Genomic DNA, 26620 nt, shown 5'->3' with positions numbered 1-26620 from the left:
GTACCGGCGGGAGTAACCTTCCCCGCCGTATTAAAAAAATATTTTTAAAGAGTATTTTAATAAAAATATTCTGTGGGTATCTGTGCGCTATTTTTAATGCTTGCGCAGAGAAACCCACACCTGAATCAGGAAAAAATAATGAAACCTGTAAAACCACCTCGTATTAATGGACGCGTGCCGGTCCTGTCGGCACAGGAAGCGGTAAGTTATATTCCCGACGAAGCAACGCTTTGTGTATTAGGTGCAGGTGGCGGTATTCTGGAAGCCACCACATTAATTACCGCTCTTGCTGACAAATATAAACAAACCCAGACACCGCGTAATTTATCGATTATTAGCCCTACAGGGCTTGGCGATCGCGCCGATCGGGGTATTAGTCCGCTGGCGCAAGAAGGTCTGGTGAAATGGGCATTATGCGGCCATTGGGGACAATCACCGCGTATTTCTGAACTCGCAGAACAAAATAAAATTGTTGCCTATAACTATCCACAAGGTGTGCTCACTCAAACATTGCGCGCTGCTGCTGCCCACCAGCCAGGAATTATTAGCGATATTGGTATCGGAACGTTTGTCGACCCTCGCCAGCAAGGCGGCAAACTGAATGAAGTGACTAAAGAAGATCTGATTAAACTGGTCGAGTTTGATAATAAAGAATATCTCTATTACAAAGCGATCGCGCCAGATATTGCCTTTATTCGTGCCACCACCTGCGACAGCGAAGGCTACGCCACCTTTGAAGATGAAGTGATGTATCTCGACGCATTGGTTATTGCCCAGGCGGTGCACAATAACGGTGGTATCGTGATGATGCAGGTGCAGAAGATGGTTAAGAAAGCCACGCTGCATCCTAAAGCTGTCCATATTCCAGGTTATCTTATCGATATTGTGGTGGTCGATCCGGACCAAACCCAACTGTATGGCGGTGCGCCAGTTAATCGTTTTATTTCTGGTGACTTCACCCTGGATGACAGCACCCAACTTAGCTTGCCTCTTAATCAGCGTAAATTAGTCGCGCGGCGCGCATTGTTTGAAATGCGCAAAGGTGCTGTGGGGAATGTTGGTGTCGGTATTGCCGACGGTATTGGCCTGGTCGCCCGGGAAGAAGGTTGTGCTGATGACTTTATTCTGACGGTGGAAACAGGCCCAATTGGCGGTATTACTTCGCAAGGTATCGCCTTTGGCGCGAACGTGAATACCCGCGCCATTCTGGATATGACTTCCCAGTTCGATTTTTACCACGGCGGTGGTCTGGATGTCTGTTATTTGAGTTTTGCCGAAGTCGACCAGCACGGTAACGTCGGTGTGCATAAATTCAATGGCAAAATCATGGGTACAGGTGGATTTATTGATATCAGTGCCACCTCGAAGAAAATCATTTTCTGCGGCACGTTAACTGCGGGCAGTTTAAAAACAGAAATTGCCGATGGTAAATTAAATATCGTCCAGGAAGGACGGGTAAATAAATTTATCCGTGAACTACCGGAAATTACTTTTAGCGGAAAAATCGCGCTCGAACGGGGACTGGATGTTCGTTACATCACCGAACGTGCTGTATTCACCCTGAAGGAAGACGGCCTGCATTTAATCGAAATCGCGCCTGGCGTCGATTTACAAAAAGATATTCTCGACAAAATGGATTTCACCCCAGTTATTTCGCCAGAACTGAAAATGATGGACGAAAGATTATTTATCGATGCGGCGATGGGTTTTATCCTGCCTGAAGCGGCTCATTAACAGGAGTATCACGATGGATTTTTCTTTAACTGAAGAACAAGAACTGCTGCTGGCCAGTATTCGCGAACTGATTACAACTAACTTTCCGGAAGAGTATTTCCGCACCTGCGATCAAAACGGTACATATCCGCGTGAGTTTATGCGGGCGCTGGCGGATAACGGCATTTCTATGCTTGGCGTGCCGGAAGAGTTCGGCGGCATCCCTGCGGATTACGTCACCCAGATGCTGGCGCTGATGGAAGTGTCAAAATGCGGTGCTCCGGCGTTTTTGATTACCAACGGTCAGTGTATTCACAGCATGCGCCGTTTCGGTTCTGAGGAGCAGCTACGTAAAACGGCAGAAAGCACCCTGGAAACCGGCGACCCCGCCTATGCCCTGGCGTTGACGGAACCCGGTGCTGGCTCAGATAACAACAGCGCCACCACCACTTACACGCGTAAAAATGGCAAGGTTTACATCAACGGACAGAAAACCTTCATCACTGGCGCGAAAGAGTACCCGTATATGCTGGTGTTGGCGCGCGATCCGGAACCGAAAGATCCGAAAAAAGCCTTCACCCTGTGGTGGGTTGAGTCCAGTAAGCCCGGCATTAAGATCAATCCGCTGCATAAAATCGGCTGGCATATGCTTAGCACCTGCGAAGTTTATCTCGACAACGTGGAAGTTGAAGAGAGCGACATGGTAGGCGAAGAAGGAATGGGTTTCCTCAATGTGATGTACAACTTTGAGATGGAGCGCCTGATCAACGCCGCGCGCAGCACTGGCTTTGCCGAATGCGCATTCGAAGATGCCGCCCGCTATGCCAACCAGCGTATCGCTTTTGGTAAGCCAATTGGTCATAACCAGATGATCCAGGAAAAACTGGCGCTGATGGCGATTAAGATCGACAACATGCGCAACATGGTGTTGAAAGTGGCATGGCAAGCCGATCAGCATCAGTCACTGCGCACCAGCGCGGCGCTGGCAAAACTGTACTGCGCACGCACTGCAATGGAAGTCATTGATGATGCAATTCAAATCATGGGCGGGTTGGGCTACACCGATGAGGCACGCGTCTCCCGCTTCTGGCGTGATGTCCGCTGTGAACGGATTGGCGGTGGTACTGACGAGATTATGATTTACGTTGCAGGTCGGCAGATCCTGAAAGATTACCAGAATAAATAATCTTCAGGCGGCGCAGCTTCTGACAAAAACTGCGCCGTCAGATTTATCCGGCAAGACTTACAGGTTCAGAAAATTCAGATAAGATTTCTTGTTCAGCAAAACAATTTTTAAATTGTTTGCGGTAATCACTGGGAGAACAGCCAACATGGCGCAAAAACAGTTTGGCAAAATGATCGACATTTTCATAACCCACGCGCCAGGAGATTTCTGCCTGCGACAAATCGGTATTGGTCAGCAACCATTTCGCTTCCGTCATACGCCGTTGAATGACGTAGTTAATGGGAGAAATTCGATACTCTTTAGTAAATTCATGGCAAATATAACTGACGCTGGCACGAAATTTTTTCGATAACTGTTCTAAAGTGATTTTTTCGCGGTAATTATTATTAAGATAAAAGAGAATATCTTTTATCAGGACATCTTTTTTAATATACCCCTGCTCCGAACGATAGGCATTTTTAAAGTTTTCGTAATAGAGAATCGCTAACGTATAGGAAAATGCATCCCACACTGAAGATGTGTTGCCATTTTTACTTTGCGGTAAAATCACACTTAATTCATTAAAAAGCGTTTTGATGACCTCTTTTCCCTGCCCTGCGGCAATTACCGGGCAAGAATGCGGTTGCAGTAACTGATTTTCTTCTGCGCCCTGAAACTGAAAACCGTATAGCGCACAGGTACAGGTCGTTGCCGGGTCGTTAGCATCTGAGGCCACCGCGTGCAGTCTGCCACGCTCTATCACCACAATGTCATCGGCATGTGCCACATAGAGCGAAGAATCAATGGTAAACCTTGCCACCCCTTTCTTAACATAAATCAGCTCGGTTTCATTATCATGAACGTGATGTCCCGACTCCCATTTAGGATCGTCACTAAACGCAAAGCGCGAAAGTCGTGGCGTTTTACCGGCGACAAACAGCGTTTCGCTGGCATTATCAAAACAGCGTTGATACATGACAACCTCCCTATTCCATGAGCAAGTAAAAACAATATATGCCGGATAAAATACGGCGTGTATTGCGGTTATACAACCGCATTTAGCGAGAGCTAAACAAGATTATTTACATTGAATGCAAGATAGTACGCCCAGCACAGAAGAATATTTCTGTACATTTCGCTTTTGTTTTAGCGATCTCATTTTTTTTGCAAGATTGTTGGCAAGGAAAACAGATTGCTCCGTCGAAAACCCCGCCCTGCTATCGCACACTATTTTCAGGCCATTTTTACCTTCCATCGGAGATGGTTCCGTATGCGACCCACAGGAGAAATCATGAAAATAATAACCTGCTTTAAGCTGGTGCCTGAAGAACAGGACATTGTTGTCACTCCCGAGTACACCCTCAATTTCGACAATGCCGACGCCAAAATCAGCCAGTTCGATCTCAATGCCATTGAAGCTGCAAGCCAGCTTGCAACGGATGATGATGAGATAGCCGCGCTGACCGTCGGCGGTTCATTGTTGCAGAACTCAAAAGTGCGTAAAGACGTGTTATCCCGCGGACCGCACTGTCTGTATATGGTGCAGGATGCCCAGCTTGAGCATGCACTCCCCCTTGATACGGCTAAGGCCCTGGCCGCGGCGGCAGAAAAGATCGGCTTCGATTTACTGATCTTCGGTGAAGGTTCTGGCGATCTCTATGCCCAACAGGTTGGCCTGCTGGTGGGAGAAATGTTGCAACTTCCGGTGATCAACGCGGTGAGTGCCATTCAGCGTCAGGGGAATACGCTGATAGTTGAACGCACTCTTGAAGATGAAGTTGAAGTTATCGAACTCGCTGTTCCAGCTGTGCTGTGCGTCACGTCCGATATTAACGTGCCACGCATTCCATCGATGAAAGCCATTCTCGGCGCGGGCAAAAAAACGGCACATCAATGGCAGGCGAGTGATATCGGCTGGAGCCAGGCCACGCCGCTTGCTGAACTGATCGGCGTTCGCGTACCGCCGCAAACAGAACGCAAACACATCATTCTCGATAACGATTCGCCGGAAGCCATTGCCGAGCTGGCGGAACATCTGAAGAAAGCCCTGAACTAAAGCCAACGGAGAAGAAACGATGAGTCAATTAAACAACGTCTGGGTCTTTAGCGATAATCCTGAACGTTATGCCGAACTGTTTGGCGGCGCGCAGCAATGGGGCCAACAGGTGTATGCCATTGTACAAAATACCGACCAGGCGCAGGCAGTTATGCCTTATGGTCCAAAATGTATTTATGTTCTTGAGCAAAACGACGCACTGCAACGCACTGAAAATTACGCTGAAAGCATTGCTGCCCTGCTGAAAGATAAACACCCCTCTATGTTGCTGCTGGCCGCGACGAAACGCGGTAAAGCGCTGGCTGCACGGTTAAGTGTGCAACTGAATGCGGCGCTGGTGAACGATGCCACTGCGGTTGATGTGGTCGATAGTCACGTTTACGCCGAGCACCGTATGTATGGCGGGCTGGCGTTCGCCCAGGAAAAGATCAACAGCCCGCTGGCGATCATTACCCTTGCGCCCGGTGTTCAGGAACCTTGCACCAGTGACGCCTCGCATCAGTGTCCGATTGAAACTGTGCCTTACGTTGCTCCGCGTCATGAAATTCTTAGTCGCGAACGCCGTGCGAAAGCGGCAAGCAGCGTGGACCTGAGCAAAGCAAAACGCGTGGTTGGCGTCGGTCGTGGTCTGGCAGCGCAGGATGACCTGAAAATGATTCACGAACTGGCAGCGGCACTCAATGCTGAAGTCGGCTGTTCACGCCCGATTGCCGAAGGCGAGAACTGGATGGAGCGTGAACGTTATATCGGTGTCTCCGGCGTGTTGCTGAAATCCGATCTCTACCTGACGCTGGGGATCTCCGGGCAGATCCAACATATGGTTGGCGGCAATGGCGCAAAAGTGATTGTCGCCATCAATAAAGATAAAAACGCGCCAATCTTCAACTATGCCGACTACGGTCTGGTGGGCGATATCTACAAAGTCGTCCCTGCCCTGATTAGCCAGTTGAGTCGCTAATTCCCTTTCAACCACATCTCCCGCTGTAAACGCAGCGGGAAGGGAGCATAACGCATGTCGGATGACAAATTTGATGCCATTGTGGTCGGTGCGGGCGTTGCCGGTAGCGTTGCCGCATTGGTCATGGCGCGAGCCGGACTGGATGTCCTGGTGATCGAACGCGGCGACAGTGCCGGATGTAAAAATATGACCGGCGGGCGTCTTTATGCCCACACGCTTGAAGCGATCATTCCAGGCTTTGCTGCATCGGCGCCGGTAGAACGCAAAGTCACACGCGAGAAAATCTCCTTCTTAACCGAAGAAAGCGCCGTTACCCTCGATTTTCACCGCGAGCAGCCAGATGTTCCGCAACACGCGTCTTATACCGTATTGCGCAATCGTCTCGACCCGTGGTTGATGGAACAAGCCGAACAGGCGGGTGCGCAGTTTATCCCGGGCGTTCGCGTCGATGCGCTGGTTCGTGAAGGAAACAAGGTCACAGGCGTCCAGGCCGGGGATGATATTCTCGAAGCCAATGTGGTGATTCTGGCTGATGGCGTTAACTCGATGCTTGGCCGTTCGCTGGGAATGGTTCCCGCCTCCGATCCGCATCATTACGCTGTTGGCGTTAAAGAAGTCATTGGCCTCACGCCGGAGCAAATCAACGATCGCTTTAACGTCACTGACGACGAAGGTGCCGCCTGGCTGTTTGCCGGTTCCCCTTCTGACGGCCTGATGGGCGGCGGATTCATCTACACCAATCACGATTCCGTATCGTTGGGTCTGGTTTGTGGATTGGGTGATATCGCCCATGCGCAAAAAAGCGTGCCGCAAATGCTGGAGGATTTTAAACAGCACCCCGCCATTCGCCCACTGATTAGCGGTGGCAAACTGCTTGAATATTCCGCGCATATGGTGCCGGAAGGCGGTCTGGCAATGGTGCCGCAACTGGTTAACGATGGTGTGATGATCGTCGGAGACGCCGCAGGCTTCTGCCTCAATCTGGGCTTTACGGTTCGCGGAATGGATTTAGCCATCGCATCGGCCCTGGCGGCTGCCACAACGGCGATTGCCGCCAAAGAACGCGCGGATTTCTCCACCAGCAGTCTGGCGCAATACAAACGTGAGCTGGAACAAAGTTGTGTTATGCGCGATATGCAGCATTTCCGCAAGATCCCGGCGCTGATGGAAAACCCGCGCCTGTTTAGCCAATACCCACGAATGGTCGCCGACATCATGAACGATATGTTCACCATTGACGGCAAACCAAACCAGCCGGTACGCAAAATGATTCTCGGACATGCGAAAAAAATCGGACTGATTAATCTGCTGAAAGATGGCATTAAGGGGGCAACCGCGCTATGAGCCAGAACGCTACGGTCAACGTTGACGTCAAATTAGGCGTCAACAAATTCCATGTTGATGAGGGCCACCCGCATATCATTCTGGCGGAAAATCCCGACATCAATGAATTTCAAAAATTAATGAAAGCCTGCCCTGCCGGACTTTATAAGCAGGATGACGCGGGAAACATTCATTTTGATTCCGCCGGTTGTCTGGAGTGCGGCACCTGTCGGGTGCTGTGCGGCAACACTATTCTCGAACAATGGCAATATCCCGCAGGCACCTTCGGTATTGATTTCCGTTACGGCTAATTACGCTTCCCACAGGCCCGCACCTCGGGCCTGATGTTCTGTTTCGAGAGTCCAAAATGAAAGTGACATTAACGTTTAACGCGCAGCGTCGTGCAGCCTATCGACAACAAGGGTTATGGGGCGATGCTTCGCTGGCCGACTACTGGCGGCAGACTGCATGCGCGATGCCAGACAAAATTGCCGTGGTCGATAATCATGGTGCAACGTACACCTATAGCGCGCTCGATCACGCCGCAAGCTGTCTGGCAAACTGGATGTTGGCGAAGGGTATTGAATCAGGCGATCGAATCGCATTTCAACTGCCTGGCTGGTGTGAATTTACCGTTATCTATCTTGCCTGCCTGAAAACCGGTGCGGTTTCCGTGCCGTTGTTGCCTTCCTGGAGAGAAGCTGAACTGGTGTGGGTGCTCAATAAGTGTCAGGCAAAAATGTTTTTTGCACCGACATTGTTTAAACAAACGCGTCCGGTAGATTTAATCCTGCCACTGCAAAATCAGCTTCCACAACTACAACAGATCGTCGGCGTGGATAAGCTGGCCCCCGCCACCTCGTCTCTCTCGTTAAGTCAGATTATTGCCGACAATCCCCCACTGGTCGCCGCAACATCGGTCCACGGCGATGAATTAGCGGCGGTGCTATTTACCTCCGGAACTGAGGGCATGCCAAAGGGCGTGATGCTAACGCATAATAATATTCTCGCCAGCGAACGGGCTTATTGTGCGCGGCTTAACCTGACCTGGCAGGATGTCTTTATGATGCCTGCACCACTCGGTCACGCGACGGGGTTTCTGCATGGCGTAACAGCGCCGTTTTTGATTGGCGCCCGCAGCGTGTTGTTAGATATTTTTACCCCGGAAGCCTGTCTCTCGCTGCTTGAGCAACAACGTTGCACCTGTATGCTCGGAGCAACGCCGTTTGTTTATGACCTTTTGAATCTACTAGAGAAACAGCCTGCCGACCTTTCTGCGCTGCGTTTCTTTCTTTGCGGCGGCACCACGATCCCCAAAAAAGTGGCGCGTGAATGCCAGCAGCGCGGCATTAAATTATTAAGCGTTTATGGTTCCACAGAAAGCTCGCCACATGCAGTGGTGAATCTCGACGATCCTTTGTCGCGCTTTATGCACACCGATGGTTACGCTGCCGCAGGCGTGGAAATTAAAGTGGTCGATGACGCACGCAAGACCTTACCGCCAGGTTGCGAAGGTGAAGAAGCCTCGCGTGGCCCCAATGTGTTTATGGGGTATTTTGATGAACCTGAATTAACCGCTCGCGCGCTGGATGAAGAGGGCTGGTATTACAGTGGCGATCTCTGCCGCATGGATGAAGCTGGCTATATAAAAATAACCGGACGCAAGAAAGATATTATTGTCCGCGGCGGCGAAAATATTAGCAGCCGTGAAGTGGAAGATATTCTATTGCAGCATCCTAAAATTCACGATGCTTGTGTGGTTGCAATGCCCGATGAACGCTTAGGTGAACGTTCATGCGCCTATGTCGTGCTGAAAGCACCGCATCATTCATTATCGCTGGAAGATGTAGTGGCATTTTTTAGCCGTAAACGGGTCGCGAAATATAAATACCCTGAACATATCGTGGTGATCGAAAAACTGCCGCGCACGGCCTCCGGTAAAATACAAAAATTTTTGTTACGCAAAGATATTCTTCAACGGCTGGAACAAACATGCGTTGAGGCATAATTCATAAATAATAAAGCACCTTATACGCAAGGTGCTTTATTCAATCCCGATTAACCACGTCCGACATATGGCATATTATTTGCCATAATCGTTATTTCCAGCACATTCGTGGTTACTGGCAACTGGGCCATCATCTGAATGGCTGCTGCAACATCAGCAACATTCATCATATCTTCCGCTTTAATAGCGCCATCTGCCTGATAAACGCCCTTACGCATCCGATTCGATAATGTCGTTTCCGCATTGCCGATATTAATTTGCCCGCAAGCGATATTAAATTTGCGACAATCAAGGGAAATGGCCTTGGTCAACCCGGTAACAGCATGTTTCGACGCCGTGTATGCCGCAGTATAAAGGCGCGGTGTCAGTGCGGAAATCGACGCATTGTTAATAATGCGTCCTCCCATTGGCTGCTGCGCTTTCATGATTTTAATCGCTTCTTTCGAACACAAAAATGTCGAGTGAATATTGGCGTTAAACACGCGTGTCCACTCAGTAAACTCAACCTCTTCAATACTTTTTGCCGGACTATTATTGCCCGCATTATTGAACAAGAGATCCAGTCGACCAAAACGAACCTTAATCTCGGCAAATAGTGCAACGACAGCGGACTCATCCGTGACATCAGCAACCAGAGGAATAAAGCGTTCCTTGGCTAAACCTTGTGCACATTGCTGTAAGGTTTCTTCGTTACGCGCGGCAATAATAACAGTATATCCAATGTCATAGAGTGCCTTTGCTGCCGCGTAGCCGATACCTTTACTTCCCCCTGTCACCAGGGCAATTTTTGTCATAGCCAGCTCCGCCTATAATAAACTCATGTCGATTTTCACGACTGTTTTTTTGATTTTCTCCACGTTATCGACTTTATAACATGCCCGATGTACCTCTTCCGGGAAGACCACCACAAACTGTCCTGGTGTCAACGTGATTATCCGATCATTAATACGTTCATCAGCATAAAAAATAACGTCACGGTCGCCTAGGTGGCTTTCTACAACCGAGTTTTCTCCATCATCAAAATCCACACAAATCCGCTCTTCTCCGGCAATTAAGAAATGGACATCAAGATATTTACGATGAACTTCTGGTCGGCATTCATGTAGTGGTTTAGTCATCGGTTCAACCACGGTATAAAATATTGAGTCATCCTGAATAAAAACCTTTTCCCCCACAGGAACACTATTCAGCTCATGCTGTGAAAGATACTCAATGACACGAGCAATGACAGGATGAAATGTCCGCTTTTGTTGTTCACTAAGATACGCGATATCACCATAAATCATATTTCCCGCCTTATTGAGTAACAGGGGTAATAACTGGCTGTCCGCTAAAGAAAGCCTGTAAGTTATCAAAAACCAAATCTGCCATTGCATTAAACGTTTCGCTCGTACCACTGGCGATATGTGGCGTCAGGACAACGTTATCCAGCGACATTAATTGTTCTGGCACATGTGGTTCGTTGGCATAAACGTCCAGTGCCGCACCAGCAATGATGTTATTTTGCAGAGCATCAATCAGATCGGTTTCGTTCACCACTGATCCCCGGGAAATACTGATCAAATGTCCGGTTTTCCCCAGAGCCTGCAGCACAGTTTTGTCGATAACGCCGCGTGTACTTACCCCGCCTGGCAGCGTCAGAACGAGGAAGTCCACCGCTTGCGCCAGAGAAACCAGCGAATCATGCGCCGTCCATTCAGGTTTGTTATGCGGTTTTGGGTCGAAATAGTGAATTTCCATTTCAAATGCTGCTGCACGGCGGGCTACAGCATTACCAATGTTCCCCAGACCAACAATTCCGCAACGTTTACCACTCACTTTCGTCGCCATCGGGAAACGCCCTTCGTTTGGCCAACGACCGCCACGAACATAACGATCGGCAATGTTAATACGTCGGGCAACATTGAGTAACAACGCCATGCCAATGTCTGCAACACAGTCATTAAGCACGCCAGGGGTGTTGGTGACGATAACGCCATGCTCCCTGGCTGCCACGATATCAATAGGGTCATAGCCCACACCATTGCTGGCAATAATCTTCAGATTCGGAAATTTTTCAATTAGCGCCCGAGAAGCTCCCATTACCGGATTACCACTGGTCACCAGCGCCTTAATATCCGGCGCGATCTGCGTGTAAAAAGCGTCTGCGTCGGTCAGTTCCCACAGGCGATATGCGGTGAAGGTAGATTCAACTTTAGCCATTAAGCGGTCGCTTAATTTGCCGACGATCGCCACCTGAATATCTTTTAAGTTCATACACTATTCCTTGATTGATGTTTGCCGCAGGCCACTTACCATAGGCCAAGAATTTTCCACCACACCGCCCCCAGTCCGAACCAGATGACAATGTTCAACAACATGACGATAAAGCCCAGCCGCCACCATTCTCGTTGCGAGACATAGCCAGCGCCGTAATAGATGACTGCGGGTCCGTTGCCATAATGCGAAATGCCGCTCATCAGGTTAGTGACGAACGCCAGTGACAGAGCAGCCATCATCGGCGGCGCGCCTGCAGCAACCGAGACGCTGCCAAAAGCGGCATACATCGCCACTACATGCGGCGTACTTCCGGCAAAGAAATAGTGGGAATAGCAGTAAACTATCAGCAACACCGTCAACGTTATCTCCCACGGAATGCCGGTGAACAGAGCCGAGGTTGTGACAGCAAACCATTTGAACAGGCCAAGCTGATTGAGCTTATCAGCCATACAGATCATGACGCCCAGCCAGACCAGAATGTCCCAGGCCCCCTTCTCTGACTGCACATCCTGCCAGGTGATAATCCGGGTCATCAACATTAAACAGACGCCGGAAAGCGCGACAGCGGTCGCATCCAGACCAGTCCATTTCGATGTACTCCAGGCCAATAATGAAAGCAGGAAAATGCCAATCGTCACGCGCTCATCTCGGGTTACCGGCCCCATTTTGATAAGTTCTTCCTGTGCCAACGCTTTGGCTTCTGGCGTCTTTTTGATCTCTGGCGGGTAGAGTTTGTAAATGACCAACGGCATAGTGATAAAAGCGATAATGCCCGGCACCAGTGCGCTTAGCGTCCACATCCCCCATGAGATATCGACAAATAAGGTGCTGGCCGCCAGAGATACAATGAGTGCATTTGGCGCGCTGGCCGTCATAAACATCGAGGATGAGAGACAGTTGGAATGGAACACCGTCTGCATCAGATAAGCGCCAATTTTACGCGGCCCTTGATCCGGTTCAGATCCAAAGCTGTTAGAGACACTGCGAACAATCGGGAACAAAATTCCCCCTGCTCGCGCTGTGTTTGATGGCGTTGCGGGCGCGATAATCATATCGCTTAGCGCCAATGTATAACCCAGACGTAACGAGCTGCCGCCAAATCCGCGAATCAGCAAATAGGCGATACGCCGCCCCAACCCCGTTTTGATGAATCCTTTCGCGTACAGGAATGCGGCGACAATAAGCCATACCGTGGTGCTGCTGAAACCTTTTAAGGCTTCGCTGGTTTTCATCATGCCGGTCAGCATAATAAAACTGATGGCTATTAACGCGATAGCGCCTACCGGCAACGGTTGCAGAATAAACGCCACCACAGTGGTGATGAATATGGCCAGAATGTGCCAGGTTAAGGGTGTTAATCCGTCAGGGACGGGGGAAAACCATATAGCGAGTGCGACAATCGCACAAATCAGGACTTTCAAATAGCAACTCATATGCAATCCCTGTAGCTGTTTCCCTCCGCTCGCGGAGGGAATTTATCCTGTTTTCTGTACAGCCAGACAAATCAGAAAATCGGTTTTAGTTCGAATAAATTCTCTGAATTACATAATCTGCGCTTATGTCTGAATAACGGTGCGGTAATTTTTCATATCCATATCCCTTTTTATGCTGTGGTTGAAGACAGTATAAAAACGGGACTCGCCAGTGACTTCGTGCAATCCAACGAACTCTGGACGAAAAAATTACGCATATGCTTAAGGAAATTGACGAGTGGTCACATTCGGCTTTGAGAAAAAACAGTATCGAGAATTATTCTGTGGAGAGGATCGCAAACGAATTAAAATCAGAAAGAACACCAGCCAATTATTCAGATGATGCCCGGAAGCTTTTTATATTGCACGAGCGCGTTTGCCCGAAGTAGGTTGATAAAAGGTGGGGATATAGAAATGGACCCGGCGACTGAACGCCGCCGGGTATTTATTTTATTTCTTCAGTTCAGCCAGACTTAACCAGGTTTGCACCACGGTGTCCGGGTTCAGAGACAGGCTATCGATCCCCTCTTCCATCAGCCATGCAGCAAAGTCTTCGTGGTCAGACGGTCCCTGACCGCAAATGCCGACATATTTGCCCTGTTTCTTCGCAGCACGGATCGCCATCGACAGCAGTGCTTTCACGGCGTCGTTGCGCTCATCGAACAGTTCAGACACCACGCCGGAGTCGCGGTCCAGACCGAGCGCCAGCTGTGTCATGTCGTTTGAGCCAATTGAGAAGCCGTCGAAATATTCGAGGAACTGCTCTGCCAGCAAGGCGTTGGACGGAATTTCACACATCATGATGATTTTCAGCCCGTTCTCGCCACGTTTCAGCCCCTGACGCGCCAGTTCTTCAACCACCGCTTTCGCCTGATCAACGGTACGCACGAACGGGATCATGATCTCAACGTTAGTCAGCCCCATGTCGTTGCGCACACGTTTCACTGCTTCACACTCCAGCGCGAAGCAGTCGCGGAAGCTGTCGGAAACATAGCGGCCCGCGCCACGGAAGCCGAGCATCGGGTTCTCTTCATCTGGCTCGTAACGCTCACCACCGACCAGGTTGGCATATTCGTTCGATTTAAAATCAGAAAGACGGACAATGACGCGCTTCGGATAAAACGCGGCACCCAGCGTCGCGATCCCTTCAGTCAGACGACCAACGTAAAATTCACGCGGAGAATCAAAACCTTTCATCATCTCGCGGATTTCGTTTTGCAACTGCGGTTCCTGATCGTCAAACTCAAGCAGTGCGCGTGGGTGGACGCCAATCATACGGTTGATGATAAATTCCAGACGCGCAAGGCCCACGCCTTCGTTCGGCAGGCAGGCGAAGTCGAAAGCACGGTCCGGGTTACCGACGTTCATCATCACCTTCAACGGCAGGTCCGGCATCGTTTCTACGCTGGAGCTTTTCACGCTAAATTCCAGCAACTCCGCATAGACGTAACCGGTATCACCTTCGGCACAAGAAACAGTGACGTTCTCGCCGTCTTTCATCCGTTCTGTTGCATCACCACAGCCCACTACCGCCGGAATGCCGAGTTCACGAGCGATGATCGCCGCGTGACAGGTACGACCGCCACGGTTGGTGACGATGGCAGATGCTTTCTTCATGATCGGTTCCCAGTCCGGGTCGGTCATGTCAGTAACCAGCACGTCGCCAGGTTCGATGCGGTTCATTTCGCTGATGTCATGAATGACTTTCACCGGACCCGCGCCGATACGATGACCGATAGCGCGGCCTTCGGCGATAATCTTGCCCTGTGAATGCAACGTATAACGTTCCATCACCTGACCGCGAGAACGTACAGTTTCTGGACGCGCCTGCACGATAAACAATTTACCGGTGTGGCCATCTTTCGCCCACTCAATATCCATCGGGCGACCGTAGTGTTTCTCAATTTGTACGGCCTGTTTTGCCAGTTCCTGCACTTCTTCGTTGGTCAGCGAGAAGATGTCACGCTGTTCCTGCGGTACATCTTCAATTTTAACCTGCTTGCCGTGTTCCTGGGTCGGCGCGTAGACCATGCGGATTTTTTTCGACCCCATGGTGCGGCGCACGATAGCCGGGCGATTCGCCGCCAGTGTCGGTTTATGCACGTAAAACTCATCCGGGTTAACCGCGCCCTGCACGACCATTTCACCCAGGCCCCATGCGGAAGTGATAAACACCACCTGGTCAAAGCCGGATTCGGTATCAATGGAGAACATTACCCCAGAAGATGCGAGGTCGGAGCGCACCATCCGCTGAACACCGGCGGAGAGCGCCACACCACGGTGATCATAACCCTGGTGCACACGATAAGAGATGGCGCGATCGTTAAACAGAGAAGCAAATACATGCTTCACTGCCACGAGAACGGCGTCAAAACCCTGAACGTTGAGGAAGGTTTCCTGCTGACCGGCAAAGGAAGCGTCCGGCATATCTTCTGCAGTAGCGGAGGAGCGTACCGCAAAAGAGGCGTTTTCGTCATCGGCGGAAAGCTGTGCATAGGCTTCGCGGATGGCGTTTTCCAGCTCAGGCTGGAAGGGAGTGTCGATAATCCACTGGCGGATTTGCGCGCCCGCTTTCGCAAGCTGGGTAACATCGTCAATATCCGTTTTATCCAGCAGTTCATAGATGCGCTGGTTTACGCCGCTTTGGTCCAGAAACTGGTTAAACGCGTCGGCGGTTGTGGCGAAACCATTCGGAACGGAAACGCCCATTCCGGAAAGGTTAGTAATCATTTCACCCAGGGAGGCATTTTTGCCCCCAACCCTGTCTACATCATTCATGCCGAGTTGGTTATACCAAAGCACCAGCGGTGACGAGCCATTGTTGGACATCGAACAATCCTTTTGTGATAAATGAACGGTTTGAGAAACACATTTCTGCGCATTTATCTTTGCATATTTAACCGGATGAAAAAAACGGTGAATCGTTCAAGCAAATATATTTTTTTACTTTTTAAGACTGATCCCAGCGTTGCGCAAATCCGCTATCTTCAGTAATTTCCACATAAACCATCGGTATAAACGAAAGCGTAAAAATGAAATACTGTTTTCATAAAATATAAAATTGAAGGTTCATTTTATAAACCAGGCATAACCTTCTACGCTTCTGTACGTTTTTAATTTATGCTTTCATAGAATTATGTCTGCATCACGGGAAGAACAAAATGGATAATGCTGTTGATCGCCACGTTTTTTATATTTCTGATGGTACGGCTATAACTGCGGAGGTATTAGGACACGCAGTGATGTCACAATTTCCCGTTACTATCAGCAGCATTACGCTGCCGTTTGTCGAAAATGAAAGCCGTGCACGGGCGGTGAAGGATCAGATTGACGCAATTTATCACCAGACAGGTGTGCGCCCGCTGGTTTTTTACTCCATTGTGCTACCGGAAATCCGCGCCATCATTTTGCAAAGCGAAGGTTTTTGCCAGGATATTGTGCAGGCGCTGGTTGCTCCTCTCCAGCAAGAGATGAAACTGGACCCGACGCCGATTGCTCACCGTACCCACGGCCTGAACCCTAATAATCTCAATAAATATGATGCGCGTATTGCGGCAATTGATTACACCCTCGCCCATGACGACGGCATTTCGTTGCGCAATCTGGATCAGGCTCAGGTGATCCTGCTCGGTGTCTCTCGTTGTGGTAAAACCCCCACCAGCCTGTATCTGGCGATGCAGTTTGGTATCCGTGCGGCAAACTACCCCTTTATTGCCGACGATATGGATAATCTGGTGCTACCCGCGTCGCTCAAGCCGCTTCAGCATAAATTGTTCGGACTGACTATCGACCCGGAGCGTCTGGCGGCGATTCGCGAAGAGCGTCGGGAGAACAGTCGCTATGCCTCGCTTCGCCAGTGCCGGATGGAGGTTGCGGAAGTGGAAGCGTTGTACCGTAAAAATCAGATCCCGTGGATTAACAGTACCAATTATTCGGTAGAAGAGATTGCCACCAAGATCCTCGATATCATGGGCCTTAGCCGTCGAATGTACTAGAGAACTAGTGCATTAGCTTGTTTTTTTGTTATCATGCTAACCACCCGGCGAGGTGTGACACACCTCGCACTTGAAATCAGCTGCGATTGGTTTATCGTGATGCGCATCACTTCCCGGTAGTCCTGCCGTTGAAGCAACAAATTTCTGAGACTTGTAATGAACAGAACTGACGAACTCCGTACTGCGCGTATCGAGAGCCTGGTAACGCCCGCCGAACTCGCGCTACGGTATCCCGTAACGCCTGGCGTCGCCAACCATGTCATTGATTCCCGCCGCAGAATTGAAAAAATACTGAACGGTGAAGACAAGCGGCTGTTGGTCATTATTGGCCCCTGCTCGATCCACGATCTGACCGCCGCCATGGAGTATGCCACCCGTCTGCAGGCGTTGCGCAACCAGTACCAGTCACGACTGGAAATTGTAATGCGCACCTATTTTGAAAAACCGCGTACCGTTGTCGGCTGGAAAGGACTCATCTCCGATCCGGATTTAAACGGCAGTTATCGCGTTAATCACGGCCTTGAAATGGCACGTAAGTTGCTATTGCAGGTAAATGAACTGGGCGTTCCCACCGCGACCGAGTTCCTCGATATGGTGACCGGTCAGTTTATTGCTGACTTAATTAGCTGGGGCGCAATTGGCGCACGTACCACCGAGAGCCAAATCCACCGTGAAATGGCGTCAGCGCTCTCCTGTCCGGTAGGTTTTAAAAATGGTACCGATGGCAACACGCGGATTGCCGTGGATGCTATCCGCGCAGCCCGTGCCAGCCATATGTTCCTCTCGCCAGACAAAAACGGTCAGATGACCATCTATCAGACCAGCGGCAACCCATACGGCCATATTATTATGCGTGGCGGCAAAAAACCGAACTACCATGCCGATGATATCGCCGCAGCCTGCGATACGCTGCACGAGTTTGATTTACCTGAACATCTGGTGGTGGATTTCAGCCACGGTAACTGCCAGAAGCAGCACCGTCGCCAGTTAGAAGTTTGTGAGGATATTTGTCAGCAAATCCGCAATGGCTCCACGGCGATTGCCGGAATTATGGCAGAAAGTTTCCTGCGCGAAGGTACACAAAAAATCGTCAGCGGTCAGCCGCTCACCTACGGTCAGTCGATTACCGATCCTTGTTTAGGTTGGGAAGATACTGAACGCCTGGTCGAAAAACTCGCCTCTGCGGTAGATTCCCGCTTCTGAATGCGTGCCCATTCCTGACGGAATGGGCATTTCTGCGCAACTTGTTGTCTTCTCAACACATTACTGCTTGCTCTGGCTCGCCATAATATTGATAATAAGAATCATTGTTATATAAATTATTATTAATTTCTATGCGTTATACGGATAGCAGAAAACTCACGCCTGAAACGGATGCCAATCACAAGACCGCTTCCCCGCAGCCCATTCGGCGAATTACCAGCCAGACACTGTTAGGTCCGGATGGCAAACTGATTATCGATCATGACGGGCAAGAATATCTGCTCCGTAAAACTCAGGCTGGCAAGCTGCTGTTGACCAAGTAGCCTTTAACTCGAGCAGCTGACTTCCAGCCGTTTACCCCAGTCAGGTGGACGACTGACATAGTCATCATCCCTGTCGCTGAAAGGATTTCGCAACGCTTCATGCAGACGTTGTAATTCTGTCATATCGCCCTTTTCTGCCGCCTCAATGGCGCGTTGTGCCAGCCAGTTGCGCAATACCAGTGCAGGGTTAACGCTCTGCATCAGTTGCTGACGTTCACTATCGGCAACTCCGTCTTGTTGCAAGCGCGTCCGATAACGCGTAAACCAGTCATCAAACGCCGCGCGGTCAATAAACTCATCGCGCAGTGGTGAAGCCGCACTGTGCTGCTCGGTCAGACTTAACATGCGGAATGTGCGAGTATAATCACTGCGCTCTTGCGCCATCAGACTGAATAATTCACTCAGTAGCGCATTATCCTCTTTTTGCTCCGTCATAAAGCCCAGCTTCTGCCGCATACGTTTTCCATAATGCGTCAACAAAACCTGTTGATAGCTTTCCAGCGCCTCGTTTAACGCGTCGACAGTGATAAACGGCGACAATGTCTGCGCCAGACGCTGTAAATTCCACAACGCAACGGCAGGTTGATTATCAAAGCTGTAACGTCCCTGATGATCAGAGTGATTACAAATAAAGCCCGGTTCATAATCATCGAGGAAAGCAAATGGACCATAATCCAGCGTCAGCCCGAGAATCGACATGTTATCCGTGTTCATCACCCCGTGAGCAAAACCGACTGTCTGCCAGCTGGCGATTAACGAAGCCGTACGTGCGACAATATCGGTAAACCAGAGGCGGTATTTATCCTCTTCATCCTGAAGATGCGGCCAGTAATAGCGAATGGCGAAGTCAGCCAGCTGGCGAACTTTTTCCGGTTCCCGACGATAGTAAAAGTGTTCAAAGTGGCCAAATCGCAAATGACTCTGCGCTACGCGCATCAGCATCGCTCCTGATTCGACCGTCTCCCGGTAAACCGGCGTATCGCTGGTAACAATGCTTAAGGCGCGTGTCGTCGGAATGCCAAGGTGATGCATTGCCTCACTGGCAAGACTTTCGCGAATTGTTGAACGTAAAACCGCACGTCCGTCGCCCATCCGCGAATAAGGCGTCAGCCCCGCACCTTTCAGATGCCAATCCATGGTGGTGCCGTCGGCAAACTGTTGTTCGCCGAGTAAAATACCGCGCCCGTCGCCAAGCTGCCCCGCCCAGACACCAAACTGGTGGCCACTGTAGACCTGGGCCAGTGGCGACATACCTGGCAGTAAAGTTTCGCCGCCCCAGACACCCGCGCCACTTTCAAACAGCGACGATGGAACACCCAGCGTATTAGCCAGTTCGGCGTTATACCAAATCAACCGGGCATTATTTAAAGGCGTAGGGGAAAGCGATGTATATGTTGCCGGCAATTCATCACGCCAGCGGGTAATAAAAGACAGGGTCATAGATCCTCCTGTTTGATAGTGTAGACGGTTACTCTCGTCTTAAACACCAGCAAACAAGAGGGTTATCGCTGGACCAGCGTTGTTATCTGGCTTACGGGAACTGCGGGCCACAAGCATCCCTGAAAAGCATGGAAACCAAACGGCACCATCTGCGCCAACATCTCCGGTGTATTAATACCAGCAGCAATAATACAATTGCAACAAGGTGAAATTTGCGCATGGAGCGCACGAATAAAAGGAGCGAAAGATTTATGGACTATTTGTTGCTGAATAAAACCTTTATCCAGCATGACGCGAGTGAAAAGCCCATCAAAAACAGCCTTCATTGTACTGTTGCCCGCACCCAAATTTCCCAAAACCAATGGGAAAATTTGCGATAAGTGCAAAAGTTCATAATTATCTTTTCCCTCATTAAGATGAGGATAATTTTCATTAATCATCAGTTCAGCAAAAGGAATTTTTAATAGTTTGCTTGCGTAATTATCCCTATCTAATAATAACTTTGCTACTTGTGGTGTTAAATTAATCCAGGCAAAGAGTTTGTGTTGAATAAAAAAATGTTGGCATGATTTTAGTAATTCCAACTTTTCGGCAAATAATTGCCAATGCTGCTCCTCTGAAAGTTGTGCAATAACCCGTGTCGTCGGGATGCGAACCGTACCGTCGTCACTGGAGAAATGGGTTATTAACTCAACCCCAACAAGATTTTGTTGGCTGTCTCTTATCGGTAGAAAATAGTAATCAGAATGATAAAGATTCTCCAGTAAGACCTTCATGGTAACAGCCCCTCTCTACGGATTTTTTTCAACATCCAGATAAAAAGTTTGAGGCCATAAGGCATAACAAATACAGAGGGAATAACTTTCATTTGTTCCATGTTAACCACTTTTTCAGGGGTCCTTTTTTTAGATTATCCTGAGTATAAACGAATATTCCATTTGCGGTATTTTTGTCTGCAAAATACTACTGTATTCAGGAGTTAACAGACGGTGCGGTATCAGCACCGTCCATTTATTGAGATACTAGATTCGTCTCGCCTGCCAGAAATTTTTCTGCCAGTAGACATTATCGAGGGAAGAACGCATCACCCCCTTGCTGGTAGAGGCGTGAATGAATTGATTGTTGGTATCGTAAATACCCACGTGTAAACCATTTTGCCCGGAACCTGTTTTGAAAAAGACCAGATCGCCTGGCAGCAATTCTTCTTTATCAATTTGGGTACCGATAGCGGCCTGTTGTTTTGTTTCGCGTGGCAACTGCAAGTCGAAACGGTCGCGCATCGTCACAACCACGAAACCCGAACAGTCCACTCCACGTCGAGTCATGCCGCCATAACGATACGGCGTACCATGCCAGCTCTGTAGTTGATCGTTCAAACCGGCAATGACAGTAATGGAGTCAGAAAGCCTGGCGTTTGGCGGCGGCGCTTTATGATGGCTACACCCGGCCAGAAACAGTGCTGTAATTAAAATTAGGCAGAAACGCATTCCGTACGAATCCTCTGTTTTTTATTCTTGCATTAATTTAGCGTCGAAATTACCCGTTTTTCAAGATGCTAATGAAATCAGGTGGTCGAAATCAGCATTCGGTGACCTTCAATGTCCAGACGACGGAAGCTCATGCCATAAGCCTGGGCCAGATTCGGCGGCGTTAGTACTTCATCTCTCCGCCCACTGGCAAGCAGTTTTCCTTGTTTAAGTAACCACGCCCGATGCGCGTGACGCAATGTGTGGTTAAGATCGTGACTACTCATCACAATCGCCACGCCTTGCTGACAGAGCGCGCTCAAAATTTTATCTAACGCGCTTTGCTGGGCAACATCAAGGCTGTTCATGGGTTCATCAAGGAGAAGCAATTGACCTGCCGGATTCGCTTGCGGCGTAATTTGTAACACCACCGCAGCAAGACGGACACGTTGCCATTCACCACCGGATAGTTGATTGGTGCTTCGACCGAGTTTGTCATCAAGGGCCAACGCCCCTGCAACATCATTTAGCAGATCGGTTCGCGTTTTATCGTGCTGGTGCATGGTCAGGTAATGCCAGACCGGCATAGCAAACGGCGGCGTCTGCTGCTGTGCAAGATAAGCGCGATGCAGGGCGAGTTTTGTTGCGGGCCAGGTATCCAGTGGTTGACCTGCAAACTGAATGCTTCCCTGACCACTGGTCATCCCCGCCATTCGGGCCAGCAAGGTGCTCTTGCCCGCGCCGTTCGGCCCCACCAGATGCAGGATCTCCCCTGCCCGGACCTCGCCAGAAAGCGGCCCCAGGCGGGTTGATTCCGCTACATCCTGTAACTGCATCACAATAGACATTATTTTGCCAACGCCAGTTTAATGCTTTCCATTACAATAGGATCTTCCGGTGTCATATCCGGGGAAAAACGCTGGATGACCTTTCCGTCTCTACCCACCAGAAACTTTTCAAAATTCCACAAAATATCATCAGGGTACAGTGGCGCACGGCCTTTACTGGCCATTCGCGCGTAGAAACCGCTCTCTTCCGGTGCCACCGCCGTGGGCGCTGCGGCAATCAATTTTTGATATAGCGGATGACGCCCTTCGCCATTGACCTCAATCTTACTGAACATTGGGAACGTCACGCCCCAGGTGGTGGTGCAATAAGTTTTAATTTCTTCATCACTACCTGGTTCTTGTTCAAGGAACTGGTTGCACGGAAATCCCAGCACGACGAAACCACGATCGGCCCAGGCTTTCTGGATGTTCTCCAACTGTTCATATTGCGGCGTTAAGCCACACTTTGAAGCGACATTAACAATTAGCAGCACATTACCGGCATATTTCTCCAGCGTGGTCACTTCCCCGTCAATCGTCTTCACTACGGTGGTCAGAATGGGATCTTGCATCGTGTCTCCTGGATAAGGTCAGTAAAAATCTTAGCTTTTAATCATAGACCGTCTTTATGCGGCTAACGTCCTGCTTTTAACAATAACCAGATAAACACCGGCGCGCCCAAGGTGGCGGTGACCACACCAATCGGTAACTCTGCGGAAGCCAGGGCCAGTCGAGCAACAATATCGGCAAGCAGCAACGCAGTAGCACCTGCCAGCGCGCAGCCGGGAAGTAATACCCGGTGATCGGTTAATCCGCACAGCCGCAGAATATGTGGGATAACCAGGCCAATAAACCCAATAGCGCCAGCCAACGCCACACTGACACCGACCATCCAACCGGTAGCCGCGACCAGCACATTGCGCCAGAGCCACAGTGGTAACCCCAGTTGTCGCGCCGAAATTTCACCCAGCGCTAACATATTCATTGGGCGGGACTGACAGCAAATCCACAACAACACCGGAATCAAGGCCACCATCAGCCAACTTTGCCGCCAGTCTACACCACCAAAGCCGCCCATCATCCAGTACATCAGTTGGCGTAAATCAACAGACGTGGAAAAGTAGATGGCCCACGTCATTAACGCGCTACAGATGATACCCAGCGCAACACCAGCCAGCAGTAATCGGCTGGTTGAAAGATGACGGCGGGCAAAACGCAAGAGAATTAAGGTGATAATAAGCGCGCCAGCAATCGCACAAAGCCCCAGCGCCCAGTTCGGTAACTGCCCTTGCCCGAGCAATACAGCGGCGATAAGCCCCACTCCAGCGCCGTTAGAGACGCCAAGCAGCCCCGGCTCCGCAAGAGGGTTTTCAAACAGCGCCTGCATGACCGCGCCTGATAACGCCAGCGCCGCGCCAACCAGCAATACAGCCAGGGTACGTGGCAGGCGAATTTGCCAGACGAACAGTTCGCCACGAGGAGTGAACCAGTCGGCAGGTGAAATCCATTGTTCACCAGCGCAAAGGCTTAAGAGAAGCGCCAGCAGCATCAAAACTGACAGGCATAATAACCAGCGAATATTTTGTCGCTGTTGGTGGCGGGCAAGTGTCAGCATGGTATCCGTTCTGCTGAAGTGTCATTCCGTTGATTTTACGGTGACTCTTCGACAGTGAAAAGAAAAAAGGCCGCAGAGCGGCCTTTTTAGTTAGATCAGATTACTCGTCTTTGGGTGTGGCGTTTTCGACCCGGCTTTTTAACTTCTGCCCGGGTCTGAAGGTCACCACGCGCCGTGCTGTAATGGGAATATCCTCGCCCGTTTTCGGGTTACGTCCCGGGCGTTGATTCTTATCACGCAGATCGAAGTTACCAAAACCAGAGAGTTTCACCTGCTCGCCGTTTTCCAGAGCGCGACGGATCTCTTCGAAAAACAGTTCAACCAGTTCTTTGGCATCCCGCTTGCTAAGCCCAAGCTTATCAAACAGATATTCTGACATTTCAGCTTTTGTAAGCGCCATAGGTTCAATCCCTCAATGATGCCTGGAATCGCTCTTTTAATGCCTCTACACATTTGGCGACGGTAGCGGCAATCTCCTCTTCTTCGAGTGTACGGCTGGTATCTTGCAGGATCAGGCTTATGGCGAGGCTCTTATACCCCTCCGCAACACCCTTACCGCGGTACACGTCAAATAAGTTTACGCCAACTACCTGATTTACGCCAACTTTCTTACATTCGGATAAAATATCCGCTGCGGGAACGTTTTCTGCAACCACAACCGCGATGTCACGACGGTTCGCCGGGAAGCGCGAAATCTCGCGCGCTTGAGGCACCACGCGGTCTGCGAGCTTGTTCCACTCCAGTTCAAACACCAGAGTGCGACCGTTAAGATCCAGTTTACGTTCCAGTTCAGGATGAACAACCCCAACAAAACCAATACGTTCACCTTTCAGATAAATCGCTGCGGATTGCCCCGGATGCAGTGCCGGATTCGCTTCTGCACGGAACTCAACCTCATTCAGTTTACCGGTCAGGTCGAGAACGGATTCAAGATCGCCTTTCAAATCATAGAAATCAACGGTCTCTTTTGCCAGGTTCCAGTGCTCTTCGTAACGGTTACCGCAAATCACACCGGCTAACATCAGATCCTGACGAATGCCCAATGGCGCCTGGGTATCTGGCACGAAGCGCAGACCGCTTTCAAAAATGCGCACACGGTTTTGCTGACGGTTCTGGTTGTACACTACAGTTGCCAGCAGACCTGTCCACAGAGAAAGACGCATTGCCGACATTTCAACTGAAATCGGGCTTGGCAGCAGTAAGGCTTCAACACCCGGGTGGATCATCTGCTGCACTTTCGGATCAACGAAGCTATAGGTGATCACTTCCTGATAGCCTTTGTCGTTGAGCAGCGTTTTCACGCGCTTGAGCGACAGATCGGCTTCACGGTGAGTCCCCATAATCAGGCTCGCCTGTACCGGTTCATCCGGGATGTTGTTGTAGCCGTAAACGCGCGCCACTTCTTCGACCAGATCTTCTTCAATCTCCATGTCGAAACGCCAACTCGGTGCAACAGCCTGCCACTCGTCCTTGCCTTCGGTAACTTCACAGCCGAGACGACGCAGAATGTCAGTCACCTGTGCATCGGCAATATGATGGCCGATCAGACGATCCAGTTTGCTACGACGTAAAGTGATGGTTGCACGCTTCGGCAGCGTTGCTTCGTTGGTGATATCAATTACCGGACCAGCCTCACCACCGCAGATGTCGATCAGCAGACGGGTCGCACGTTCCATCGCTTTGTGCTGCAGTGCCGGATCAACGCCACGCTCATAACGGTGAGACGCATCAGTATGCAGGCCATGACGACGAGCACGACCGGTGATCGACAGCGGGCTGAAGAAAGCGCATTCCAGCAGGACGTTTTGCGTTTCGTCATTCACGCCAGAGTGTTCGCCACCAAAGATGCCGCCCATCGCCAGCGCCTTGTTGTGGTCGGCGATGACCAGGGTGTCAGCATCCAACTTCGCTTCGGTACCGTCGAGCAGTACCAGCGTTTCGCCCTCTTTCGCCATCCGCACCACAATGCCGCCTTCAATGCGATCTTTGTCGAAAGCGTGCATCGGCTGACCCAGTTCGAGCAGCACGTAGTTGGTGACGTCAACCACTGCATCGATAGAACGAATCCCGCAACGACGCAGTTTTTCTTTCATCCACAGCGGAGTTGGCGCTTTAACGTTAATGCCTTTTACTACGCGGCCAAGATAACGCGGGCAGGCTTCCGGCGCTTCTACCGCAATCGGCAGCGTGTCATCGATGGTTGCACCAACCGGGACAATTTCCGGTTCAACCAGCGGAAGCTGGTTCAGCACGGCAACATCACGCGCTACGCCGATAATGCCTAAGCAGTCTGCACGGTTTGGCGTCACACTGATTTCGATGGTGTTGTCATCAAGTTTCAGGTATTCACGGATATCGGTGCCAATTGGCGCATCCGCAGGCAGTTCGATAATACCGTTATGATCGTCAGAAATCCCCAGCTCAGAGAAGGAGCACAGCATCCCTTCAGACGGTTCACCGCGCAGTTTCGCGGCTTTAATTTTGAAATCGCCCGGCAATACAGCACCAATAGTTGCTACCGCCACACGCAGGCCCTGACGACAGTTTGGCGCGCCGCAAACGATGTCCAGCAGGCGATCGCCACCGACGTTGACTTTGGTCACTCGCAGTTTGTCAGCATTCGGATGCTGCGCACATTCAACCACTTCACCAACGACCACGCCGTGGAAGCTACCGGCAACCGGTTCTACACCATCAACCTCCAGGCCCGCCATCGTGATTTGATTCGCCAGCGCATCGCTATCAATCGCCGGGTTCACCCATTCGCGTAACCACAGTTCACTGAATTTCATAATCT

At 50.3% G+C, this 26620-nt stretch carries 24 protein-coding genes; 10 read left to right on the top strand and 14 right to left on the bottom strand.

Annotated features, from left to right (window positions below):
• Nucleotides 1-138: 138 nt before the first annotated feature.
• Both D9736_RS04170 and D9736_RS04165 read left to right on the top strand, forming a co-directional pair.
• On the top strand, nucleotides 139-1734 hold the full coding sequence (locus D9736_RS04170; RefSeq protein ID WP_130257775.1) for an acyl CoA:acetate/3-ketoacid CoA transferase: 1596 nt from the start codon (nucleotides 139-141) through the stop codon (nucleotides 1732-1734).
• Nucleotides 1735-1747: 13 nt separating this feature from the next.
• Nucleotides 1748-2899: an acyl-CoA dehydrogenase gene (locus D9736_RS04165; RefSeq protein WP_000347861.1), complete on the top strand. Its 1152-nt coding sequence runs from the start codon at nucleotides 1748-1750 to the stop codon at nucleotides 2897-2899.
• A gap of 43 nt (nucleotides 2900-2942) precedes the next feature.
• Here D9736_RS04165 and D9736_RS04160 read toward each other — a convergent pair whose 3' ends face one another.
• Nucleotides 2943-3854, bottom strand: coding sequence for an AraC family transcriptional regulator (locus D9736_RS04160; protein ID WP_130208252.1), 912 nt, complete (start codon nucleotides 3852-3854; stop codon nucleotides 2943-2945).
• Nucleotides 3855-4169: 315 nt separating this feature from the next.
• On the opposite strand from D9736_RS04160, the gene D9736_RS04155 reads away from it, so the two are divergent.
• From D9736_RS04155 to fadK, 5 genes are read left to right on the top strand one after another with little or no spacing between them, the layout of a single operon-like run.
• The gene (locus tag D9736_RS04155) at nucleotides 4170-4934 is read left to right on the top strand and encodes an electron transfer flavoprotein (RefSeq protein ID WP_130257774.1); all 765 of its coding nucleotides are present in this window, start codon (nucleotides 4170-4172) and stop codon (nucleotides 4932-4934) included.
• Between the two features lie 19 nt (nucleotides 4935-4953).
• Entirely contained in the window at nucleotides 4954-5892 is a 939-nt protein-coding gene (locus D9736_RS04150) for an electron transfer flavoprotein subunit alpha (RefSeq protein ID WP_130257773.1), read from the top strand.
• A gap of 54 nt (nucleotides 5893-5946) precedes the next feature.
• On the top strand, nucleotides 5947-7236 hold the full coding sequence (locus D9736_RS04145) for an FAD-dependent oxidoreductase (RefSeq protein ID WP_130257772.1): 1290 nt from the start codon (nucleotides 5947-5949) through the stop codon (nucleotides 7234-7236).
• Entirely contained in the window at nucleotides 7233-7526 is a 294-nt protein-coding gene (locus D9736_RS04140) for a ferredoxin family protein (RefSeq protein ID WP_130257771.1), read from the top strand. Before D9736_RS04145 ends, D9736_RS04140 begins: the two co-directional genes overlap by 4 nt.
• A 56-nt stretch (nucleotides 7527-7582) precedes the next feature.
• Nucleotides 7583-9223 carry a medium-chain fatty-acid--CoA ligase gene (gene fadK / locus D9736_RS04135; protein WP_130257770.1) on the top strand — a complete coding sequence of 547 codons (1641 nt, stop codon included), beginning with the start codon at nucleotides 7583-7585 and terminating at the stop codon, nucleotides 9221-9223.
• A 50-nt stretch (nucleotides 9224-9273) separates the two neighbouring features.
• Here fadK and D9736_RS04130 read toward each other — a convergent pair whose 3' ends face one another.
• The 5 genes from D9736_RS04130 to ppsA form a co-directional block, all read right to left on the bottom strand.
• Nucleotides 9274-10017 carry an SDR family oxidoreductase gene (locus tag D9736_RS04130; protein ID WP_130257769.1) on the bottom strand — a complete coding sequence of 248 codons (744 nt, stop codon included), beginning with the start codon at nucleotides 10015-10017 and terminating at the stop codon, nucleotides 9274-9276.
• Between the two features lie 12 nt (nucleotides 10018-10029).
• On the bottom strand, nucleotides 10030-10509 hold the full coding sequence (locus D9736_RS04125) for a YhcH/YjgK/YiaL family protein (RefSeq protein WP_130218911.1): 480 nt from the start codon (nucleotides 10507-10509) through the stop codon (nucleotides 10030-10032).
• A gap of 10 nt (nucleotides 10510-10519) precedes the next feature.
• Complete coding sequence (locus tag D9736_RS04120) at nucleotides 10520-11479, bottom strand: 2-hydroxyacid dehydrogenase (protein ID WP_130218909.1); 960 nt, start codon at nucleotides 11477-11479, stop codon at nucleotides 10520-10522.
• A gap of 35 nt (nucleotides 11480-11514) precedes the next feature.
• Nucleotides 11515-12915 (bottom strand): anion permease, encoded by a 1401-nt coding sequence (locus D9736_RS04115; RefSeq protein ID WP_001278076.1) that lies wholly within the window; start codon nucleotides 12913-12915, stop codon nucleotides 11515-11517.
• Nucleotides 12916-13404: 489 nt separating this feature from the next.
• The gene (gene ppsA / locus D9736_RS04110; protein ID WP_000069375.1) at nucleotides 13405-15783 is read right to left on the bottom strand and encodes a phosphoenolpyruvate synthase; all 2379 of its coding nucleotides are present in this window, start codon (nucleotides 15781-15783) and stop codon (nucleotides 13405-13407) included.
• 332 nt (nucleotides 15784-16115) lie between these two features.
• Here ppsA and ppsR point away from each other — a divergent pair, with 332 nt between their 5' ends.
• The 3 genes from ppsR (at nucleotide 16116) to hemP (ending at nucleotide 18475) form a co-directional block, all read left to right on the top strand.
• On the top strand, nucleotides 16116-16949 hold the full coding sequence (gene ppsR / locus D9736_RS04105; protein WP_000368046.1) for a posphoenolpyruvate synthetase regulatory kinase/phosphorylase PpsR: 834 nt from the start codon (nucleotides 16116-16118) through the stop codon (nucleotides 16947-16949).
• A 156-nt stretch (nucleotides 16950-17105) separates the two neighbouring features.
• Nucleotides 17106-18152 carry a 3-deoxy-7-phosphoheptulonate synthase AroH gene (aroH, locus tag D9736_RS04100; RefSeq protein WP_130257768.1) on the top strand — a complete coding sequence of 349 codons (1047 nt, stop codon included), beginning with the start codon at nucleotides 17106-17108 and terminating at the stop codon, nucleotides 18150-18152.
• A 131-nt stretch (nucleotides 18153-18283) separates the two neighbouring features.
• Nucleotides 18284-18475 (top strand): hemin uptake protein HemP, encoded by a 192-nt coding sequence (gene hemP, locus D9736_RS04095; protein WP_001270810.1) that lies wholly within the window; start codon nucleotides 18284-18286, stop codon nucleotides 18473-18475.
• Between the two features lie 3 nt (nucleotides 18476-18478).
• On the opposite strand, the gene selO is transcribed toward hemP, so the two are convergent.
• The 8 genes from selO to pheT form a co-directional block, all read right to left on the bottom strand.
• A complete protein-coding gene (gene selO, locus D9736_RS04090) occupies nucleotides 18479-19915 on the bottom strand; it encodes a protein adenylyltransferase SelO (RefSeq protein WP_130257767.1) in 1437 nt (478 codons plus the stop codon).
• A 62-nt stretch (nucleotides 19916-19977) separates the two neighbouring features.
• The gene (locus tag D9736_RS04085) at nucleotides 19978-20691 is read right to left on the bottom strand and encodes an EAL domain-containing protein (protein WP_130224663.1); all 714 of its coding nucleotides are present in this window, start codon (nucleotides 20689-20691) and stop codon (nucleotides 19978-19980) included.
• 246 nt (nucleotides 20692-20937) lie between these two features.
• Nucleotides 20938-21402 (bottom strand): NlpC/P60 family protein, encoded by a 465-nt coding sequence (locus tag D9736_RS04080; protein ID WP_130208276.1) that lies wholly within the window; start codon nucleotides 21400-21402, stop codon nucleotides 20938-20940.
• Nucleotides 21403-21479: 77 nt separating this feature from the next.
• A complete protein-coding gene (btuD, locus tag D9736_RS04075; protein WP_130257766.1) occupies nucleotides 21480-22229 on the bottom strand; it encodes a vitamin B12 ABC transporter ATP-binding protein BtuD in 750 nt (249 codons plus the stop codon).
• Nucleotides 22229-22780, bottom strand: coding sequence for a bifunctional thioredoxin/glutathione peroxidase (gene btuE, locus D9736_RS04070; RefSeq protein WP_130208280.1), 552 nt, complete (start codon nucleotides 22778-22780; stop codon nucleotides 22229-22231). Before btuE ends, btuD begins: the two co-directional genes overlap by 1 nt.
• 62 nt (nucleotides 22781-22842) lie before the next feature.
• Complete coding sequence (btuC, locus tag D9736_RS04065) at nucleotides 22843-23823, bottom strand: vitamin B12 ABC transporter permease BtuC (RefSeq protein ID WP_130224659.1); 981 nt, start codon at nucleotides 23821-23823, stop codon at nucleotides 22843-22845.
• A gap of 100 nt (nucleotides 23824-23923) precedes the next feature.
• Nucleotides 23924-24223 (bottom strand): integration host factor subunit alpha, encoded by a 300-nt coding sequence (gene ihfA / locus D9736_RS04060; RefSeq protein ID WP_002440155.1) that lies wholly within the window; start codon nucleotides 24221-24223, stop codon nucleotides 23924-23926.
• 4 nt (nucleotides 24224-24227) lie between these two features.
• On the bottom strand, nucleotides 24228-26615 hold the full coding sequence (pheT, locus tag D9736_RS04055; RefSeq protein WP_130257765.1) for a phenylalanine--tRNA ligase subunit beta: 2388 nt from the start codon (nucleotides 26613-26615) through the stop codon (nucleotides 24228-24230).
• Nucleotides 26616-26620 lie beyond the last annotated feature (5 nt).

The sequence above is a fragment of the Escherichia sp. E10V10 genome, assembly GCF_004211985.1.
In the GTDB taxonomy this organism is placed as follows: Bacteria; Pseudomonadota; Gammaproteobacteria; order Enterobacterales; family Enterobacteriaceae; genus Escherichia.
This window is presented reverse-complemented; position numbering and strand designations above follow the sequence as displayed.

What these genes read in the sequence shown, in the direction of transcription:
- D9736_RS04170 (WP_130257775.1), top strand. Translation starts at nt 139, where the DNA reads ATGAAACCTGTAAAACCACCTCGTATTAATGGACGCGTGCCGGTCCTG.
- D9736_RS04165 (WP_000347861.1), top strand. Translation starts at nt 1,748, where the DNA reads ATGGATTTTTCTTTAACTGAAGAACAAGAACTGCTGCTGGCCAGTATT.
- D9736_RS04160 (WP_130208252.1), bottom strand. Translation starts at nt 3,854, where the DNA reads ATGTATCAACGCTGTTTTGATAATGCCAGCGAAACGCTGTTTGTCGCC.
- D9736_RS04155 (WP_130257774.1), top strand. Translation starts at nt 4,170, where the DNA reads ATGAAAATAATAACCTGCTTTAAGCTGGTGCCTGAAGAACAGGACATT.
- D9736_RS04150 (WP_130257773.1), top strand. Translation starts at nt 4,954, where the DNA reads ATGAGTCAATTAAACAACGTCTGGGTCTTTAGCGATAATCCTGAACGT.
- D9736_RS04145 (WP_130257772.1), top strand. Translation starts at nt 5,947, where the DNA reads ATGTCGGATGACAAATTTGATGCCATTGTGGTCGGTGCGGGCGTTGCC.
- D9736_RS04140 (WP_130257771.1), top strand. Translation starts at nt 7,233, where the DNA reads ATGAGCCAGAACGCTACGGTCAACGTTGACGTCAAATTAGGCGTCAAC.
- fadK (WP_130257770.1), top strand. Translation starts at nt 7,583, where the DNA reads ATGAAAGTGACATTAACGTTTAACGCGCAGCGTCGTGCAGCCTATCGA.
- D9736_RS04130 (WP_130257769.1), bottom strand. Translation starts at nt 10,017, where the DNA reads ATGACAAAAATTGCCCTGGTGACAGGGGGAAGTAAAGGTATCGGCTAC.
- D9736_RS04125 (WP_130218911.1), bottom strand. Translation starts at nt 10,509, where the DNA reads ATGATTTATGGTGATATCGCGTATCTTAGTGAACAACAAAAGCGGACA.
- D9736_RS04120 (WP_130218909.1), bottom strand. Translation starts at nt 11,479, where the DNA reads ATGAACTTAAAAGATATTCAGGTGGCGATCGTCGGCAAATTAAGCGAC.
- D9736_RS04115 (WP_001278076.1), bottom strand. Translation starts at nt 12,915, where the DNA reads ATGAGTTGCTATTTGAAAGTCCTGATTTGTGCGATTGTCGCACTCGCT.
- ppsA (WP_000069375.1), bottom strand. Translation starts at nt 15,783, where the DNA reads ATGTCCAACAATGGCTCGTCACCGCTGGTGCTTTGGTATAACCAACTC.
- ppsR (WP_000368046.1), top strand. Translation starts at nt 16,116, where the DNA reads ATGGATAATGCTGTTGATCGCCACGTTTTTTATATTTCTGATGGTACG.
- aroH (WP_130257768.1), top strand. Translation starts at nt 17,106, where the DNA reads ATGAACAGAACTGACGAACTCCGTACTGCGCGTATCGAGAGCCTGGTA.
- hemP (WP_001270810.1), top strand. Translation starts at nt 18,284, where the DNA reads ATGCGTTATACGGATAGCAGAAAACTCACGCCTGAAACGGATGCCAAT.
- selO (WP_130257767.1), bottom strand. Translation starts at nt 19,915, where the DNA reads ATGACCCTGTCTTTTATTACCCGCTGGCGTGATGAATTGCCGGCAACA.
- D9736_RS04085 (WP_130224663.1), bottom strand. Translation starts at nt 20,691, where the DNA reads ATGAAGGTCTTACTGGAGAATCTTTATCATTCTGATTACTATTTTCTA.
- D9736_RS04080 (WP_130208276.1), bottom strand. Translation starts at nt 21,402, where the DNA reads ATGCGTTTCTGCCTAATTTTAATTACAGCACTGTTTCTGGCCGGGTGT.
- btuD (WP_130257766.1), bottom strand. Translation starts at nt 22,229, where the DNA reads ATGTCTATTGTGATGCAGTTACAGGATGTAGCGGAATCAACCCGCCTG.
- btuE (WP_130208280.1), bottom strand. Translation starts at nt 22,780, where the DNA reads ATGCAAGATCCCATTCTGACCACCGTAGTGAAGACGATTGACGGGGAA.
- btuC (WP_130224659.1), bottom strand. Translation starts at nt 23,823, where the DNA reads ATGCTGACACTTGCCCGCCACCAACAGCGACAAAATATTCGCTGGTTA.
- ihfA (WP_002440155.1), bottom strand. Translation starts at nt 24,223, where the DNA reads ATGGCGCTTACAAAAGCTGAAATGTCAGAATATCTGTTTGATAAGCTT.
- pheT (WP_130257765.1), bottom strand. Translation starts at nt 26,615, where the DNA reads ATGAAATTCAGTGAACTGTGGTTACGCGAATGGGTGAACCCGGCGATT.